Origin of the sequence: Anaerosporobacter mobilis DSM 15930 (assembly GCF_900142955.1) — a bacterium.
GTDB lineage: Bacteria > Bacillota > Clostridia > Lachnospirales > Lachnospiraceae > Anaerosporobacter > Anaerosporobacter mobilis.
Window position 1 is genome coordinate 289366 of sequence record NZ_FRCP01000005.1, and the last position, 17070, is coordinate 306435.

Annotated in this window: 21 protein-coding genes; all 21 read right to left on the minus strand. The window is 33.0% G+C overall.

All coding sequences use genetic code 11. The annotated features are described in order from the left end of the window. Positions 1 to 189 precede the first annotated feature (189 nt). Positions 190 to 588 carry a hypothetical protein gene (locus BUB90_RS01200; RefSeq protein ID WP_073281894.1) on the minus strand — a complete coding sequence of 133 codons (399 nt, stop codon included), beginning with the start codon at positions 586 to 588 and terminating at the stop codon, positions 190 to 192. A gap of 108 nt (positions 589 to 696) precedes the next feature. Continuing rightward, entirely contained in the window at positions 697 to 1104 is a 408-nt protein-coding gene (locus BUB90_RS01205; RefSeq protein WP_242952453.1) for a GNAT family N-acetyltransferase, read from the minus strand. Between the two features lie 577 nt (positions 1105 to 1681). Next, on the minus strand, positions 1682 to 1981 hold the full coding sequence (locus BUB90_RS24370) for a DUF3888 domain-containing protein (protein ID WP_084139022.1): 300 nt from the start codon (positions 1979 to 1981) through the stop codon (positions 1682 to 1684). Between the two features lie 243 nt (positions 1982 to 2224). Next, on the minus strand, positions 2225 to 2791 hold the full coding sequence (locus BUB90_RS01215; protein WP_073281897.1) for a flavin reductase family protein: 567 nt from the start codon (positions 2789 to 2791) through the stop codon (positions 2225 to 2227). 294 nt (positions 2792 to 3085) lie between these two features. Continuing rightward, the gene (locus BUB90_RS23365) at positions 3086 to 3244 is read right to left on the minus strand and encodes a hypothetical protein (RefSeq protein ID WP_170865420.1); all 159 of its coding nucleotides are present in this window, start codon (positions 3242 to 3244) and stop codon (positions 3086 to 3088) included. A gap of 22 nt (positions 3245 to 3266) precedes the next feature. Continuing rightward, positions 3267 to 3476 (minus strand): hypothetical protein, encoded by a 210-nt coding sequence (locus BUB90_RS01220; RefSeq protein ID WP_073281899.1) that lies wholly within the window; start codon positions 3474 to 3476, stop codon positions 3267 to 3269. A gap of 132 nt (positions 3477 to 3608) precedes the next feature. Then, positions 3609 to 4067, minus strand: coding sequence for an NUDIX hydrolase (locus tag BUB90_RS01225; protein ID WP_073281901.1), 459 nt, complete (start codon positions 4065 to 4067; stop codon positions 3609 to 3611). Positions 4068 to 4550: 483 nt separating this feature from the next. Continuing rightward, positions 4551 to 5477 (minus strand): translation elongation factor Ts, encoded by a 927-nt coding sequence (gene tsf, locus BUB90_RS01230; protein WP_073281903.1) that lies wholly within the window; start codon positions 5475 to 5477, stop codon positions 4551 to 4553. 244 nt (positions 5478 to 5721) lie between these two features. Beyond that, positions 5722 to 6450, minus strand: a complete 729-nt coding sequence (gene rpsB / locus BUB90_RS01235) for a 30S ribosomal protein S2 (RefSeq protein ID WP_073281905.1) — start codon at positions 6448 to 6450, stop codon at positions 5722 to 5724. 201 nt (positions 6451 to 6651) lie between these two features. After that, positions 6652 to 7278, minus strand: coding sequence for a hypothetical protein (locus BUB90_RS01240; RefSeq protein WP_073281907.1), 627 nt, complete (start codon positions 7276 to 7278; stop codon positions 6652 to 6654). A 32-nt stretch (positions 7279 to 7310) separates the two neighbouring features. Next, positions 7311 to 8003, minus strand: a complete 693-nt coding sequence (locus BUB90_RS01245; RefSeq protein ID WP_073281909.1) for a DUF6115 domain-containing protein — start codon at positions 8001 to 8003, stop codon at positions 7311 to 7313. Between the two features lie 15 nt (positions 8004 to 8018). Beyond that, a complete protein-coding gene (locus BUB90_RS01250) occupies positions 8019 to 8336 on the minus strand; it encodes a hypothetical protein (RefSeq protein WP_073281911.1) in 318 nt (105 codons plus the stop codon). 21 nt (positions 8337 to 8357) lie between these two features. Further along, complete coding sequence (locus tag BUB90_RS01255; RefSeq protein ID WP_073281913.1) at positions 8358 to 9962, minus strand: DUF342 domain-containing protein; 1605 nt, start codon at positions 9960 to 9962, stop codon at positions 8358 to 8360. A 131-nt stretch (positions 9963 to 10093) separates the two neighbouring features. Then, complete coding sequence (locus BUB90_RS01260; RefSeq protein ID WP_073281915.1) at positions 10094 to 10861, minus strand: FliA/WhiG family RNA polymerase sigma factor; 768 nt, start codon at positions 10859 to 10861, stop codon at positions 10094 to 10096. Between the two features lie 81 nt (positions 10862 to 10942). Then, complete coding sequence (locus tag BUB90_RS01265) at positions 10943 to 11206, minus strand: hypothetical protein (protein ID WP_073281917.1); 264 nt, start codon at positions 11204 to 11206, stop codon at positions 10943 to 10945. Between the two features lie 150 nt (positions 11207 to 11356). Next, positions 11357 to 11842, minus strand: a complete 486-nt coding sequence (locus BUB90_RS01270; RefSeq protein WP_073281919.1) for a chemotaxis protein CheD — start codon at positions 11840 to 11842, stop codon at positions 11357 to 11359. Positions 11843 to 11851: 9 nt separating this feature from the next. Continuing rightward, the gene (locus BUB90_RS01275; RefSeq protein ID WP_330393717.1) at positions 11852 to 12460 is read right to left on the minus strand and encodes a chemotaxis protein CheC; all 609 of its coding nucleotides are present in this window, start codon (positions 12458 to 12460) and stop codon (positions 11852 to 11854) included. Positions 12461 to 12532: 72 nt separating this feature from the next. After that, entirely contained in the window at positions 12533 to 12988 is a 456-nt protein-coding gene (locus tag BUB90_RS01280) for a chemotaxis protein CheW (protein WP_073281921.1), read from the minus strand. A 12-nt stretch (positions 12989 to 13000) separates the two neighbouring features. Then, positions 13001 to 15106: a chemotaxis protein CheA gene (locus BUB90_RS01285; protein WP_073281923.1), complete on the minus strand. Its 2106-nt coding sequence runs from the start codon at positions 15104 to 15106 to the stop codon at positions 13001 to 13003. 1 nt (position 15107) lies between these two features. Further along, a complete protein-coding gene (cheB, locus tag BUB90_RS01290) occupies positions 15108 to 16259 on the minus strand; it encodes a chemotaxis-specific protein-glutamate methyltransferase CheB (protein ID WP_073281925.1) in 1152 nt (383 codons plus the stop codon). Next, positions 16260 to 17030, minus strand: a complete 771-nt coding sequence (locus BUB90_RS01295; protein ID WP_073281928.1) for a flagellar brake protein — start codon at positions 17028 to 17030, stop codon at positions 16260 to 16262. Positions 17031 to 17070 lie beyond the last annotated feature (40 nt).

Here is a 17070-nt window from a genome sequence, read left to right on the forward strand (position 1 = left end):
GTTCTCAGACCTTATTATGGGTTAGTTAGAGTAACACTTTTTATGGATAAAGTAGATATTATTGCAATATGTAGCATAAATAAGTTTTTTAAGTAAAAAAGAGCTGCCGCTTTACGATTTTTCAATCGTTGAAGCGACAGCCCCTTGTTCAAATTAATCTCTATCCTGCCTTACATAATAGAAAATGTCCTATTTATTATTCAATAACATATAATATCTTTCTTCATTCCTATTCCAGCTAATGGGTAAGCCAATCAGATTACCGATTAAATACCCACTGAGTACAGACAAATTAAAATCACTACCTAAGACCACAAAACAGAATAGATAAGTTACCAAAAACACTAAACTATTAGTCATAAAACTATATAATAGATATAAAAGTTTACCTTTTTTTCTATTCTTCTCCCAATTTATAATGAATTTTTCGTCATCTGTATAAAATATTCTTGATACTTTGCTTGCTTTTATCTTATTTGATTTAATTAAATACTTAAATAAAAGGTTTATCGCAATATAGATAATAAGAACAATAACCAATATTTTCAATACCCCCACATTAATATCTAATCGTTTCCCATTAATCATAACAATACTCCCCCCAATTGATTTTATCTAAATGTTAAAACTTTGCTTCGCATATTTCTTATGATGTTACACAGAAATCAATAATTATATTATACCATACTGAATAGATTATCTTTGGTTTCGTAACATCCCACATCTGTTTTCTGGTAAATATTCAAATCGATGTTTACAGTAAAGTTTATCAGCAGGATGATTTGCTATCAGACAAATATAACTATCTTCATGTGTATGTTCTTCAAAATAATTATCAATTTCTTTCATAATCTGCTCCGCAAAACCATTTCGCTGATACTCTTCATCTACCATAATATCACTCACCACATAGGTTATGCCACTGTCACCAACTACTCTGCCAAACGCAACAAGTTTTTCCTCATCATATAGGGATGACGTGAACAAGGAGTTTTCTAAGGCAATCTGGCTTCTTTTTAGATTTTTATTACCCATACCAGATCGTAACCTAAGATTCACATAATCTTCTGCAGTCGGGGGTTGGTAAACAAGTTTCATATTCATAGTTTTCTCCTCCATAAATTCTAATTTGTTAAATTCCTATCTCAGGGTGTTAATTATTAAACTTACTAAATATAATACCAGTCATTTCATTAACTATCAATATTCAGTTTTTTAATGTACTCTTACATCGTTAAGTCCTAACATTAACATCCTTTCTATAGTATCAATATTACATTTAATTATATTAATTTACATTATTCACCTTCGACTAAAAATACATATTAATAATATGATTTTGAAAAGTTGTTGTATACATCTATTCGTAGAAAATCGATATTTTTTTATATAAATAAGATTTATTCCCCTATGCGAGTAACGTAGAATGGAATACGTAAAAAACGCAAACAAAAAGACTGGTATATCTATATACACCAATCTTAAGTAAGCTAAGGTCCAACTCACTTAGCAGATTTTGTGTTCTTCAACACAAATTAAATATATTTAATACACTATAGTGAAAATCGCAAATATAATAGGTATTATTTTCAAACTATTGCATTTTCTATTTTTCTGCTAATTCTAAACTAAAATTAAATGCCACAAGCAAACTATAATTATTTATATACTAACTTTTTGTTTAGGGATAGGGTTTAATCATATTAGGTTGGAACCGTAAGGGTATTTCGTACGATTTCTTATGAATAAAATTCACCAACGTTTTGGTCCCAGATGCATCCACTTTATAAGTAATTTCATCAACACCTACAGGAATATGTGGACCTATCATTGGTGTTGTCTCAAATGTAATGTAAATATTAATTGGTTCTCCCTGTTTTTTAATATCTTTAATCTTAAATATGTAATTGAAATATTCTAATGCATCTGTAAAATAATTATCATAAAACTTATTACTCCAAAAATTCGCATCTAACTCTATACTCCAATGCTGCCACTAACTATCAATATTCATTTTTCAATGCACCTAATTACTGTATCCATTAATCACCTCACTTTCTTAATATCAATTTTCAGTTTCAAATTTTAGTTTACCTTACTAACTTTTTTATTTTTACATAAAAAAACTACCAACTCAATACTGATAGTTGGTAGTAAAAAGATATTTATTTGTTACCTTATGATTATGCTCAAATAAATTCTACAACTGGAATTTATCTATTCCTCATTTCTTATAGAAGTCTCCAATTTTCCCAAGGTTCTTTCCGATGGAATGATACTGTCCTGAATATATCACCGGCTTAAATTCTACCAAATCAATTTCAAAAGTATCTCCTACTTTGATATCTTCATCAATTTGAATATTTTTTATACGACAAAAGAATGTATCTGATTCCCCTGTTTTTACTACTTCTGATACTTCACATTCATATATCCAGCGGCTAGAATCCAACAAAGGCGCATGAACATATTCACTTACAGTATATGAATAGGAAATATCATTTTTCCACCTATCTTTCCCTGATGTACTTCCAAAATAATCTACTAACTCCAGCATATCGGTACTTACTAAATTTACAGAAAGTTGTTTTGTTCTTACTATATTCTGCTTTGTTTGCTTAGTACCATACATACTAACAACAAGTAAGTAATCCTCCCCTTCACAAGTAACACTAATCCATGTAATAGGTGCAAAATCCGGATTACCATTCTCGTTGTATGTACCAATAATAAATGTTGGTTGAACACACATCGAATAATGTGTTCCAATAGATTTTCTTTTCACACGCATTCTCTTATACTCCCTTCATCAAAATCAAATTATATCATTATTTATAAATAACTTTACAAAAAGAAGAATACTACATATTATACCAACTATCAATATTAAGTTATCAATGTACTTAGTTCTCTAAAATATCAAATTTAACAGCTATGCTTAGTTGAGTCTGAATCTACTATGTCTGGTATTCCAAAAGGACAATCTTCACATCTGTAAATGCATCTAAACGTTCCACAATCTTCATTTGGGTCAACTCCATTTTTCTCTTCATTTATCATTCTTCTTCCTCCACTAGATCCTAATTTACTCTTCTTGTGATTCACAATTTCCAATGCACTCTCCAAGTGTTACATTCTCCAAATTGTCAGTAAGTTCACAGAAGCATAGTACTTCTCCAATTGCATTAACTTTACCTCCAATTGCATGTTTACATTGTTTTGCTATTTTATTTCCATCTTTCACAAATACTACCTCCACTAAAATATCACTTTAAATTAATAATTAAAATTCCATTTTCTTGTAATTCCGTATTGTATCCAGTATTAAAGTTTTCATGGCACATACATAACAATGAACGCTGATATGGATTTAAACTATTTAATTCTATACTTTTGTTGGTTTTAGTGTTAAACAAGTCATAAGGTTTACCTTTTAGTGTGTATACCATATCTTCTACTTTGTATGATTTTCTCATTATCTGCCTCCTCCAAATATCAATTAACAATTTCGAATTTTAGGTAAAAAAACTACCAACTCTATATTAATAGTTGGTAGTCTGGGTGTACGTATTAAATTATTCTGTATAAAGCTTCTCATAAAACTAGAATTACTTAATCAATCCTAACTTTATTTTATTATCTAATTCCCACAATGCAGTCTTATTACTATCATATTGAAGTCGTTTGTTTGCAATTTCATAACCAACCCATTCATATTCTATATGTTCATGAGATAATTCCAACTTTGTTCTATCTAAGTTAACTGCAAAAGAATATTCTGGGATAACAAGACATTCTTCTCCCCATACTTTTCTTGCTTTACTAAAACAAGAAGTCGGTATACTACTAATTGTATCTAAAGCACTATACTTACTGCTCATATCTATACCAGCTTCTTCATACGCTTCTCGTTTTGCTGAGACTAACTCAGATACATCTTCATCTTCACCACCTCCAGCAATGAATTGCCATGCATCCATATCGCTTCTATGAAAGATACCATATTTCACAGTGTCATTTTCTATGTAGTACGGAATAATTAATACCTGATATTTTGCTCTTGCCATTATACTCACCTCATGTATTTTCTGTGTTAATTAAATAATGTTTATAATACCATTTATCCAACCAACTATCAATATTCAGTTTTCAATGTTCCATAGTTACTTAAACTATCATTTTCTTTTCTACACAATATTCTTTTATATGTGTTATAACGTAACGACGATATTAACTCTCATTATTAACTTTCACCTGATAATACATATTAATCATCGACGAAGCATTAAACAAAGCAGTCAACATATAATTCTATATATTTCTCACTTTTGTCCGATTCTCTTGCATGTAGTCAATTTGTTGTCTAATATATCGCATATACTTAGACACACTCCCTCCTTCTGCTGAAGAATGTAGTTCTGTATTCGATCTCGGTATATTTTAGAAGATAGCAAAAAGGCCCCAAACACCTTATATATCATGTAAAAACCGATAATATAAGGCGTTTGGAGCCTCTGTAAGTTTAAATTATATTATATTGAAAACTTCGCTTATTTAGCCATTTGAGCAGCAACTTCTGCAGCAAAATCTTCTGATTTCTTTTCGATACCTTCGCCAGTTTCGAAACGAACGAAGCTCTTAATTGTGATATCAGCACCGATTTCTTTAGCAGCTGTTTCAACATATTTTTTTACTGTTAAGTCTTCATCTTTGATGAAAGCTTGTTCTAATAAACAAACTTCTTTTAATTGTTTGTTTAAACGACCAATGATCATTTTTTCAATGATGTTTTCTGGTTTATCTGGGTTTTCGTTCATAGCTTGAGCTTTTAAGATTTCTTTTTCGTGCTCTTTGTAATCAGCTGGAACTTCATCAGATGATAAATATTTAGGAGCGATAGCAGCGATTTGCATAGCTACATCTTTAGCAACAGTCTTAGTTTGGTCATTCACTACAGTAGTTTCAACTTCAACTAAAACACCTACTCTACCACCAGCGTGGATGTATGATTCAACAAATCCGTTTTCAGCAACGATTTTTTCGAATCTTCTGATGTTCATGTTTTCACCGATAACAGCGATTTGAGCAGCTAGAGCTTCTTTAACTGTCATATTTGTATCAGGAGCCCAAGCTTCTGATAAGAAAGCTTCGATATCTGTAGCTGTAGTTGAAGCTGCTTGAGCTGCTACATCTGCTACATAGCTTTGGAATTTTTCGTTTTTAGCAACGAAATCTGTTTCACTGTTAACTTCTACGATAGAAGCTACTTTACCATCTGCAGATACGTTAGTTGCTACAAGACCTTCAGCTGCGATTCTACCAGCTTTCTTTTCAGCTGCAGCTAGTCCTTTTTCTCTTAAGAATTCTACTGCTTTGTCCATATCACCATCAGTTTGTGCAAGAGCTTTTTTACAATCCATCATTCCTGCACCTGTCATTTCTCTAAGTTCTTTTACCATTGACGCTGTAATAGCCATGTTCGAATACCTCCGTTATAATTTACGTTTCCGTTTTTTATTCTTATTATGAGTAGCGTAAACGCTCTCTTTATAATACAAAACTAATACACATCATTCATAGAATTGACATGCAAAGTATTAATTTATTCATAAACAATAGAAAGTACGCTTTGCGAACTTTCTATTATCATGAATAATGCTTCAACCGGGTAACCCTGGCTGAAGCATTATCGCAAGCCCATTATGGGTATGAATAATCAGATTAAGCTTCTACTGCTTCTTCAACAGGAGCTTCATCGTTTAATTGAGCACCTTGATTAGCTTCGATAACTGCATCAGCCATCTTAGCAACGATTAATTTAACTGCTCTGATTGCATCATCATTACCAGGAATTACGAAATCTAATTCTTCTGGATCACAGTTAGTATCAGCGATACCAATTAGTGGAATTCCTAATGTATGTGCTTCTTGAATACAGATTCTTTCTTTCTTAGGATCAACAACGAAGATTGCATCTGGGATGTTCTTCATGTTCTTGATACCACCAAGATTCTTTTCAAGTTTTTCTTGCTCTTTCTTAAGATTGATAACTTCTTTCTTAGGAAGAACTTCGAAAGTTCCGTCTTCTGCCATAGTTTCGATAGCTTTTAATCTTTCAATTCTACCTTGGATAGTCTTGAAGTTTGTAAGCATACCGCCTAACCATCTTTCGTTTACATAGTACATTCCGCAACGTTCAGCTTCTGATTTAACAGAATCTTGAGCTTGTTTCTTAGTACCAACGAAAAGAACAGTACCACCATCAGCTACGATATCTTTAATAGCATTGTAAGCTTCATCTACTTTACCTACAGATTTTTGTAAATCGATAATATAGATACCGTTTCTTTCAGTGTAGATGTACTCTGCCATTTTAGGGTTCCATCTTCTAGTTTGGTGTCCGAAATGTACACCAGCTTCAAGTAATTGTTTCATTGATATAACGCTCATAATTTACCTCCATTTGGTTGATTTCTTCCGTATATTTCAACTTACTAACAGACCATTACGGCACCCTGTCAGAAATCAATATACGTGTATTTTAACATAGCAAGTATATCACATGAATTTACATATGACAAGCTTTTTTTACTTTATTTTAATTCTTGCTAATAAGACTCTACTCTTCTAGTGATAGCAATCAGATAACTGCTATTTCTTTCTTGTAATTATATCCGCTATCTTCTTATAAGTAGCATCCAGGGGAATCAGGTATTCTCCAACTAGTATTTTGCTTGAATAACCTTGTTCTGACATATAGATACGAAATTCATCTATATCTTCTATAACTCCCTTTTCATTTAACAACTTTCCCACGCTAGTAGCTGTCATCCCGGAAGTGATTTTAATTGGAGTATAGTCAATGGATATTATCATACCCTTATCTTTCGTTGAGTCCATATCGGATTCTACTTTATCATTACCATCTTTATTATTTTGTTGATCATCATCATTGGATTCTTTTAATTGATCGTCTTCTGCATCTTGTTCATCTTTTGCATCTTGTTCATCTTTTGCATCTTGTTCTTCTTTTGCATCTTGTTTTTTTTCTTGGCTTTGTTCTTCTTTTGAATCATTTTGTTCAACAGAAGTAGTATCGTCCGATGCATTCATTATCATTCCATAACCCATGGCTTTTTCCATAATTTCTTCTTTTGTTAATGCATTTTCTCTTATTATTCTGCTACGAGAGGCTTGTAATGACAGCGACATTACAATAGCTGTGAATACAATCCCCATTCCTAGCCCACGAATAAAGTATCTTAGTTTTAATTTCATATGCGAACCAAACCTTCCTAACCAATAACAAATTAATTCTGCTTATAAAGATTTAATACGAAACTCACTTCGCCTTTTCCTAAATCTAAAGTCTTAGCAATTTCAGTAATACTCTTCCCTTGCGTATATAACTTCATAATCTCTTGGTTGTTATTTTGTTTATCTTCATCTGTAAATTCTTGTTCATTATATGAATAATTCGTATTATTAACAAGCATAGCTGCCTCTTCGTCATTAATACCTTGAATCTCTCTCTCTGGCTCTGTGACTTTACTATCTATTACAGTTGAATTATTAGTATCTGTTTGGTTTTCTAAATCGTTACTTTTAGATTCTGAATCCTTTGTTTTGTTTTCTTTCTTACAATAATTTTCTTTCATAGCATTTTCTTTTTCATTAAGCATATTATACAGGAACACTACTTCCATATGGTTTTGCTCTATCTTCTCAAGAATCTGCTCTGAATACTCACTAATAGCCATTATTTTTTCATTAGTTACCTTATTAAGATCGTTTTCCGTCTTAACAATGGTTGCTTCTGATATCTTTTCTAAATTTTCTTCCAGCGTGTTTTGTATTACAAGTAAATGCTCCTCATCTAGTCCTATTATTGAATTAGTCACTTCTTCCTTTTTCCCCTTAGAAGTAACCTTCTCTGTGAAAAAGAAACTTACTCCAATTAAGACTAAACCAAGAATTAACATGCATACCTCAAATACCGTCATATACTTTCTCCTAGCTTATATTTTAATATCAAATGAACTTCTATTAGTAGGAGGAGTATTAACATGGGTTTCTTCTTGTTTCTTTTTCCCCTTCTTGTTTCTCTCTCCTAATGATTGTCCATTCCCTTTTTCTTTCGCATCATAACGCATTTCTTTGTATTCACCCTTTTTAGTTTCCACCGTTTTGTTCTGTTCATGCTTTATGTGTTGTTGAAACATACTGTTCATCTGCGCTTGTTCTTGTGCAGGTCGCTGCATCTCAACATGTCTAATTTGAGACACTTCGTTTGTACGAGGTACCAATGTTAACATATCTACTTGAGAAATTGACATAAGATCCTCCCTTTCTATAGGCTAATTCAAACCTAACACCTTAATATCCGCTCTATCTTTAACAAACTGGCAATGATGTTCTGTAGTCTTAATAATGTATACTACACTTCCAATTGATATACGCACACCCGAATACGCCATGTTTTCTACTACAACTTTACCATTAATATTTTCTTCCATCTTCTCTTGCAATTGATCGTATTGTTTTATTAATGGTTCAAGCACTTTATCTAATTCAGCATTTTGTATCGACAATTTTTGTAAATGTTGTAATTTCTCAGTTGATAGTTTCTCTCCACACATAACCTTTTTCTTAAATAACGTTAGAATTTGAACTATTTTATCTTTTTCTTCTTGCAGTGATACAATTTTCACTTCACAATCTCTATATGAATCGACTAATGTTGGGTCAACTCCCACTTCAAGTACTGTAGAAGTACCCATAGTTGATCCCGCAGTTTTTAAGCGAATAAGCGAACCCGCTTTAATCTCCCCACCAGTTACTAAGCCTTTCCTACCACTAACAACAACATCTGTCCTAGCATATACCTTACTGTGTAGGATTGTTTCAGTATCAACATAGCCACCCGACTTAACAGTTGAACTTTCAATGAACTTACTTAATATGTTACCCTCAGCTTGTAGAAGTCCGCGATTCATACCTTGAATTCCACGTTTTAAAATAATATGTCCCTCACTATATAATTTTGCTCCTTCAACAACACCATCTACAATAATATCACCTTTTGCTCGTACCGTAAATCCAGTTCTAACATTCCCCTTTACATAAACATTCCCGTCATATGTAATATCGCCTGTTGAAGTATCAACATCGGCTAGTACTTCCAGTGTATCCGATACAAAAACCTTGTCATCTGCTAATTCAACATGGCCTGATACACCAGAATACATCTTTAAGCCATCCTCTGACATGTAGATGTTATTTCCATGTCTCAAGATCTTATTAACAATCTTTTGTGGCCGTATTATATTACCAAGTACATCAATTCCTGGAACCCCTGCATCAGCTGGAACTAGCTCAGCTAATAATTGATCTTTATTAACATGACTAATCATATCTAGTTGATGAAAATCAACGGATCCATCTTCATTATGCTTTGGTTGTAATGTACGATCAGTCTGGAAATAATACTTAATTACTGCACTCTTTCCCTCTACAGCATCTAAGCCTTTCGCAATAACTATATTAGTGTTATAGCACCGTTCTCTTAGAAATTCAGCAATAGCTGTACTTTGTATCCCATACTTAATTCCTTCTCTTGTTAAATTTGATTTAATATCTTCATTATCTAATAATTTTCCATTGATTGAAGGTGGATACCATTTAGCAAAAGCAGTTTTCCTATCATCTGATATGGTTATTGTCATCAATTCCATAACAGGTAGCATAATATCCTCACTTAATTTAACTTCTGTTTCTTCAACCAAAGAAACTACCTCTGTATGTAATTTTTTAATGTCATAATTATTAACCTTAACTTTTGATAGGTATGCTGATATTTCATCTATAGTTACAGATAAGCCACCTTGCATGTTGGGAACTAGATGTATATACACTCCGTCATCTTTCATGTGTAAATAAAAATATCCATTTTTCTGTTTCATGTTATTCCCCCACTTTCGTCATTAACAGATACATTAAGGATCTGCCAGTCCTTCTCCATTATTATACATTTATATCTTGGTACTAAAACAAGTCCTCTGAAACCTTTTACGATAAAGAGAACTTGTCGTTATTAAAATATATTAAATATTTCTATATTATTTCCCATTTTACTTCTCATTTTCTGAAGTGCCTTAGTGTGTAACTGCGACACTCTCGATTCTGATACTTCCAATGATAAACTGATTTCCTTTAATGTTAATTCTTCATAATAATACAGTATTATTACTTTCTTTTCTTTTTCCGTTAATGATTCTAAACTTACTAATAAAATCTCTTTCAATTCATTACGTTCAACCAACTTCTCTGGCTGCATATAATGCGAGTTTTCATTCGCTTCTACTTTTACATCGCTTCCGTGTTCAATGTATTCATCTAATGATACAAGTGATGATACCTTAGTTTGACTTTGCCATGTGATTAATTCCTTAACTGTAATTTCTAACTCTTCTGCTAATTCTTCATCAGTAGCTACTCTACCTAATTTAGCCTCTATCTTTTGGTATGCTGAATCTATCTTCTTTTGTTTCTGACGATACGTTCGTGGTAACCAATCCATCTTTCGAATTTGATCTAAGATAGCTCCTCTTATACGTAAGGTTGCATAGGTTTCGAATTTTACACCCTTGCTATAATCGAATTTGTCAATAGCATCTATTAGTCCAAAGATTCCATACCCCACTAAATCATCATATTCAACATTATATCCGAGATACATACTGAGTCGTCCAGCTACTATTTTAACTAATTCAGCATATTCAAGAATTATTTTCTCCCGATTAGAACTAGTTCGGCTCTTACTGTACTCTTCCCATAATCTATTTTTTCCTTCTTCGTTCATGTTCGCCTCCAAAAGACTGTTTCATAATTACACTATTGGTTACTATTCAGTCATTCCTGCGGACTAACTAATTAATAACCTTTATTGCTCTGTAACGTCATCTTCAACAGTTACAGTTTCTTCACCTTCCGTAGCGACATCCATATCTTCCGGTTGTTTCATATCCGCTGATATAATTCTATTAATTAAGTTCCTTGCTATTAATCCAATCATATAGAATATGATTAATACACCAAGTAAAATCTCTAACGTTAACTCAACGCTATAAGATTTAATTAGGCAGAAAGCACAAGTTATTGTTCCTGCTAGCAGCATTATTATTGATGGTATATATCTTGTCCTCATTACATTCACTCCTGCTAGAATTTACTTTTTATGTTGCATTCCCATGCATTTACTAAAATATAATAACTAAAACGTTTAACAGTAATTGATTGCCTATTAGCATATGTATGCTCCATTCCTATTATGAAAATATCATAATGAAATAACACACTATATAGTCTTTATCGGTTTACCAACAGATTTAATTAATAGGTCTCCTGTCTCAGTATAGAATTCAATCGTACGTCCATAATTCAAACCTGTATCTTCTCCGATCACTCTTATACCAAGTGAAGATAGCTTGGCCTTTGTAGCCTCTACATTTCTGTCACCAATACGTAGCATATCATTATTCGATGTAAACGCGAACATTTGTGCTCCACCTGCTATCTTAGCAACAAGATTATGCTTGTTTGCACCCAATGAAATCATTTGTTTTATTAACTCATCTATACCTGTATCTGCGAATTTTGCATGGTTTTCATTTTTGCGTATCTTCGTACTATCCGGTAGCATTATATGAGCCATCCCTCCAACCTTAGTCGAAGGATCATACAATGCTATCCCAACACAAGATCCTAATCCAAGCGTTGTTAAAGCACCTGGATATTTACAGGCGTTCAAATCTGCCATCCCTATTTTTATCATCTCTCCCATATAAATCACCTATAACCCTAAAGAACTCATGATCTTGCCGTATGAGTCTAATGTCGGTATAAGTATAAAGTATCCGTTAACCTCATCATCATCTTCACAGAATTGAGATTGTATTAATAGTGCTTTATCACCTATCTTACCAAATTCTATTGCTGGCACACTTAGAATTGCTCCAGCCATATCAATTGACATGTAAGGTACGGAAGCAGATATTCGCATATTAGTTAAAGCAGAGAGGGATGACAGATACGCTCCTGCTATAATATTACCGATTTCATTCAGTGCCGATAAATCCATCTCTGTAAATTCATTCGACCCATCTGTTTTTTTGCCAACTATCATATCAACTAGATGATGTGCCGATTCTTCATCTAACATAAACATCATCATCCCATCTATATCACCATCTAATGTTAATAATATCCCTACAACTATCGTTTCTGCTCCACCTACAGTATCTGGCAAATCACGGAATTCAAGAAGATCAACTACAGGCACCTTCATATCAACCTTAGAATTAATCAACTGTGATAATGCCGTAGTAGCATTGCCCGCTCCTATATTACCGATTTCTTTCAATACATCAAAATGCATATTATCAATATGTTCTAAATCCAAAGTAACACCTCACAGTCCATACTCTTTCGTAAAAAGGGGTTGGATTTGCATCAACCCCTTCTCATATCAAGCTTACATAGCCTCTTTATCTACAATAACACCTGCGATATTAAGCAACGAGATTAAGTTATCTCCATGTTTGCCAATACCACTAAGAAACATTGATTTTTCATCTTTTGCATTATAAGTAACCTTATCAATACTTTCATCTTCTAATGTTACTACTTCCTTAACTTCATCTACAAGAATTCCAATTGCAGATTGCGCGTCAAACTTAAGAATAATAATTCTTGTTGCGTTAGTAATTTCATCTGCTTCAAGGCCAAATTTAAGACGTATACTCATCACTGGAATAATCTCACCTCTTAGATTAATAACACCTTTAAAGTACGATTGTGCCTTTGGAACTCTTGTTATACGCTGCATCCTTACAATGTTATCTACATTCTGAATATCAATTCCATATTGTTCATTACCAATTCTTACAACGATATATTGCTTTGCTTCTGTTCTTAATTTTGTATCCATAGTAAGTACCTCCTATACTAATGTATTAACATCAAGAATTAGGGCTACTTCACCATCGCCAAGGATTGTTGCTCCGCCAATCATCTTATTGTTGTTAATATATTTTCCTAGTGATTTTATAACAATTTCTTGTTGTCCAATTAGATTGTCAATTACAAGACCTGCTAGCTTGTCTCCCTTAGAAACAATAACCACTGTAAGATTTTCAGGAGATTCTTTTGTTTGTTCTACATCTAGAATATCAGCTAAACGGATAATTGGTATAACAGTTCCCCTTAAGTTGATAACTTCTTTCGTTTGAACGTATTTAATATCACTTACAGGAACATCTTCAATCGTTTGAATACTTCCAAGTGGTATCGCGTATTTTTCTGGCCCAATCTCAACCATTAATGCTTGAATAATTGCAAGTGTTAATGGTAATCGAATGATGAAATTACTTCCTTCGCCAAACTTAGTACGAGCTTCTATATCACCACCAAGAGCTTCAATTCTTGTCTTAACAACATCAAGACCGACACCTCTTCCTGACACATCTGTAATCTTTTCTGCAGTAGAGAAGCTTGGACGGAATAACAAGTCAATAACATCTTTATCTGTCATTGTTTCAGCTTGTTCTCTTGAAATCGTTCCCTTTTCTATAGCTTTTTGTTTCACTTTTTCTACATTGATACCTGCTCCATCATCACGTACTTCAATCACAACGTTATTACCATCTTGATAGGCGTCTAAGAATATTGATCCAACTTCTGGTTTACCGGCTTTTCTTCTATCTTCTGAGCTTTCAAGACCATGATCAGCAGAATTACGAAGTAAATGCATTAAAGGATCACCAATTTCATCAATTACAGTACGATCAAGTTCTGTATCTTCACCTGTCATGTATAATTCCATCTTTTTATCTAATTTCTTTGATAAATCACGTATCATACGAGGGAATCGATTAACAACACTTTCAATTGGTACCATTCGAACTTTCATAACGGATTCGTGTAAATTAGTTGTTACTCTTTCAAGATACTCAATTTGTTCATTAAATGCATTTTCAGAGCGGTTTTCATTGTCTCCAGAACTAATAGATACCAAACCGTTTTTCGCAATAATTAACTCACTTACTAGATTCATTAATACATCAAGTTTTTCTATATCCACACGTACAGAACGATTCACTACAGGTTTTGCCTGTTGTTTTGCAGTTGCTTGTGCTTTACTTTGATTCGTATCTTTCTTTTCCACTGGAGCTGTTGCAGTTGCTGATGCTGCTTGCACCGTATCCGCTTTATTATCAGTGGTTTCTACTTCTTCATTCTCTTCATTCTTTTCTTCAGGTGCTTGCATCACGTCAATATATACTGACTTAATTTCAGACACATTAAGAATTTTAGCTTTTACTTCTTCAAGTGATGACTTGGTAATTAAAATTACACTAAAATCAAATTCGAATTTTTCATCTTCTATATCTTGAACCTCAGGATATGATTTAATCACTTCTCCAAATTCCTCTAATGCTTTGAACACTAGGAATGCTCTTGCAGCCTTGAGAATACAAGTTTCTTGAATATAGATTGTAATACCGAATACATTTTGTCCGGTATCTTTTGCTTTTAACATTGCATGACTTTCATAATCAGCAATTCTAAGATCTTGATACTTAGCGCATTCCTCTTTTTCTTCTACTGTTTCAGCTTGAGTTGCCATAGCCGAAGTACCTTGACCTTCTGTTTTCTCACCAATGCCTTCTTGAAGAATCTTATTTAACTGCGTGATTATAGGCTCATTATCTTCCGTTCCTTCATCAGCAGTATCTAATATGTTACTTAAATAAGACTCAAGTGCATCTAATCCTTGGAATAAAACATCAACTAAGTTTGCACCAACGGACATTTTACCATTTCTAATTTCAGAGAATACGTTTTCCATATCATGTGTTAAACGTTGCATTCTCTTATATCCCATTGTACCAGCCATTCCTTTTAGAGAATGGGCTGCTCGGAATATTTCATTAATTGTATTCACATTATCTGGTTCTTTTTCAAGAATTAGTAATTGTTCATTAAGATTTTGTAAATGTTCTTTTGTTTCATCGATAAATATCTCTAGATATTGACTAACGTCCATCTTACAGCACCCCCACGTGATTTGTTATAGCTTCTGAAACTTTCTTTAATGGCACGACTTCATCTACCAATCCGGTTTCTGCAATTACTTTAGGCATCCCATAAACAGTAGATGTTTCTTCATCTTGCGCTATAACATAAATATTCTTGTTTTCATTAAGTTTCTTAATTCCTTGCGTTCCATCTCCACCCATACCAGTTAAGATGACACATGTTATTTCATCATAATTAGAATCTACTATTGATTCATACAAAATATCTGCACAAGGTTTTAATCCACCTCTTGCGGCTTCTAATGAGACTGATAAGAAGTGTTTATCGCGCTCTTTTCTAATTCTCATCTGATATCCACCTTTTGCAATATAAACATGTCCTTTTTGCACTTCTTCACCATCAACTGCCTCTTTAACAACTAGATCACTCATCTCGTTAAGTCGCTGTGCTAGCGAATATGTGAATCCTTCTGGCATATGCTGTACAAGTAAAAAACTTGCATTCAGATTCTTAGGCAGTAATGGAATCACTTCTTGTAATGCTTTCGGTCCTCCCGTAGAGCAGGCCAATGCGACTAGTTTGTTAGCATCTTTGTTAACAGACTTGCTTTCTTTGGTAATTAACGTACTATTCATCTTTTCTTTCATAAACTCACGTTTTAAGAAAGTGTTATTGTTTAGACTACTACCTATAACATTATCAATGTTTTTCGAACCTTTTTGTGTTCGATTATAGGTTTGTTGATTGTTAGAATTTTGTCCGGTTGCTACTAATAGACAATTGATTAATCGATTTTTAAAACTGTCTCCTTTCGCTTCGATAAAGCTCTCTGGTTTAGTAACGAAATCAAATGCGCCAAGTTCCAATGCCTGTATGGTTTCTTTCGTACCTTCTTTAGCTAATGTACTAACAATAATAACCGTTAGTTTAATGTTCAGTTTAGAGATTCTATCCATCAACTGTAATCCATTCATTTTAGGCATGTTTATGTCTAAGACGACCGCATCAATATTTCTATAATTTATGGTAATATAATCAAGTGCCTCTAATCCGTTAAAAGCGACTTTAGATACCACAAATCGATCATCTGAATTAATTATATCAGATAGCAATCTTCTCATAAGTGCAGAATCATCAACAACCAAAATATTTTTTTTCATTTAATCATTTCCTTTATCTCGTCGTCTTTTAGAACGCTGTACATCAAATACATAACGAACTATTTTTTCTCTTGTATCATTAGTTATATCATAAAATATAGCACGATACTCGTAATTCATTGGTTTCACACGAATACGTGATGCAGCTATAATACGAACATTCACTTCAATAAATAATTCACGGTTTCCTTCTGATAAAATAAAGTTAAACTTTAATTGATCTTTTATCGTATGCTTATCCTCTGAATGGAACCGTATACCACCAGCACTGAGGTCAGTTATTGTGGCAGTTAAATTATAGTTTTGTAATTGATTAAGACTTTCTCTACACATATTATAAATTTCATCATCTTTATTTAGATTAGAATCAATTCTTTTTTGAAGCATTTCTTCCATAGGCGTAATAACACGATATGCAGCCTCAAGAATACAAGCTAAGCGGTAATAATTTCTCCTTTGATAATGTTTGAGTTCCGTCAATATATAGATTTCAGCAACTTTAATACTCTTATCTATGTATTTTTGAATTATCTTTCCTTTTGCTCTATAAGTCTCTGTTTTCGTAAAAAACGTTAACATATATTCACCATCTTGCTCAAGGTTAATAATTCTATTTTTATAAATTGGCATTGTTATAACTATAGAGTTATCTGATTTTAATTCAATTAACTTCGATGCGTACATCTCATTACTTTCCTCTCGGAGTACATTTTCGTTAACTTTTGATATGCTAACTTTATCACCGATAGTAAGATTTTCCATGTTTGCCATATACTTTCGCTCCCCTTTATCATGATAATTTCGTAAACAT

Bases quoted from the DNA above. Each gene is read 5' to 3' on its own strand.
- BUB90_RS01200 (WP_073281894.1), bottom strand. From the start codon at position 588: ATGATTAATGGGAAACGATTAGATATTAATGTGGGGGTATTGAAAATA.
- BUB90_RS01205 (WP_242952453.1), bottom strand. From the start codon at position 1,104: ATGAATATGAAACTTGTTTACCAACCCCCGACTGCAGAAGATTATGTG.
- BUB90_RS01215 (WP_073281897.1), bottom strand. From the start codon at position 2,791: ATGCGTGTGAAAAGAAAATCTATTGGAACACATTATTCGATGTGTGTT.
- BUB90_RS01220 (WP_073281899.1), bottom strand. From the start codon at position 3,476: ATGAGAAAATCATACAAAGTAGAAGATATGGTATACACACTAAAAGGT.
- BUB90_RS01225 (WP_073281901.1), bottom strand. From the start codon at position 4,067: ATGGCAAGAGCAAAATATCAGGTATTAATTATTCCGTACTACATAGAA.
- tsf (WP_073281903.1), bottom strand. From the start codon at position 5,477: ATGGCTATTACAGCGTCAATGGTAAAAGAACTTAGAGAAATGACAGGT.
- rpsB (WP_073281905.1), bottom strand. From the start codon at position 6,450: ATGAGCGTTATATCAATGAAACAATTACTTGAAGCTGGTGTACATTTC.
- BUB90_RS01240 (WP_073281907.1), bottom strand. From the start codon at position 7,278: ATGAAATTAAAACTAAGATACTTTATTCGTGGGCTAGGAATGGGGATT.
- BUB90_RS01245 (WP_073281909.1), bottom strand. From the start codon at position 8,003: ATGACGGTATTTGAGGTATGCATGTTAATTCTTGGTTTAGTCTTAATT.
- BUB90_RS01250 (WP_073281911.1), bottom strand. From the start codon at position 8,336: ATGTCAATTTCTCAAGTAGATATGTTAACATTGGTACCTCGTACAAAC.
- BUB90_RS01255 (WP_073281913.1), bottom strand. From the start codon at position 9,962: ATGAAACAGAAAAATGGATATTTTTATTTACACATGAAAGATGACGGA.
- BUB90_RS01260 (WP_073281915.1), bottom strand. From the start codon at position 10,861: ATGAACGAAGAAGGAAAAAATAGATTATGGGAAGAGTACAGTAAGAGC.
- BUB90_RS01265 (WP_073281917.1), bottom strand. From the start codon at position 11,206: ATGAGGACAAGATATATACCATCAATAATAATGCTGCTAGCAGGAACA.
- BUB90_RS01270 (WP_073281919.1), bottom strand. From the start codon at position 11,842: ATGGGAGAGATGATAAAAATAGGGATGGCAGATTTGAACGCCTGTAAA.
- BUB90_RS01280 (WP_073281921.1), bottom strand. From the start codon at position 12,988: ATGGATACAAAATTAAGAACAGAAGCAAAGCAATATATCGTTGTAAGA.
- BUB90_RS01285 (WP_073281923.1), bottom strand. From the start codon at position 15,106: ATGGACGTTAGTCAATATCTAGAGATATTTATCGATGAAACAAAAGAA.
- cheB (WP_073281925.1), bottom strand. From the start codon at position 16,259: ATGAAAAAAAATATTTTGGTTGTTGATGATTCTGCACTTATGAGAAGA.
- BUB90_RS01295 (WP_073281928.1), bottom strand. From the start codon at position 17,030: ATGGCAAACATGGAAAATCTTACTATCGGTGATAAAGTTAGCATATCA.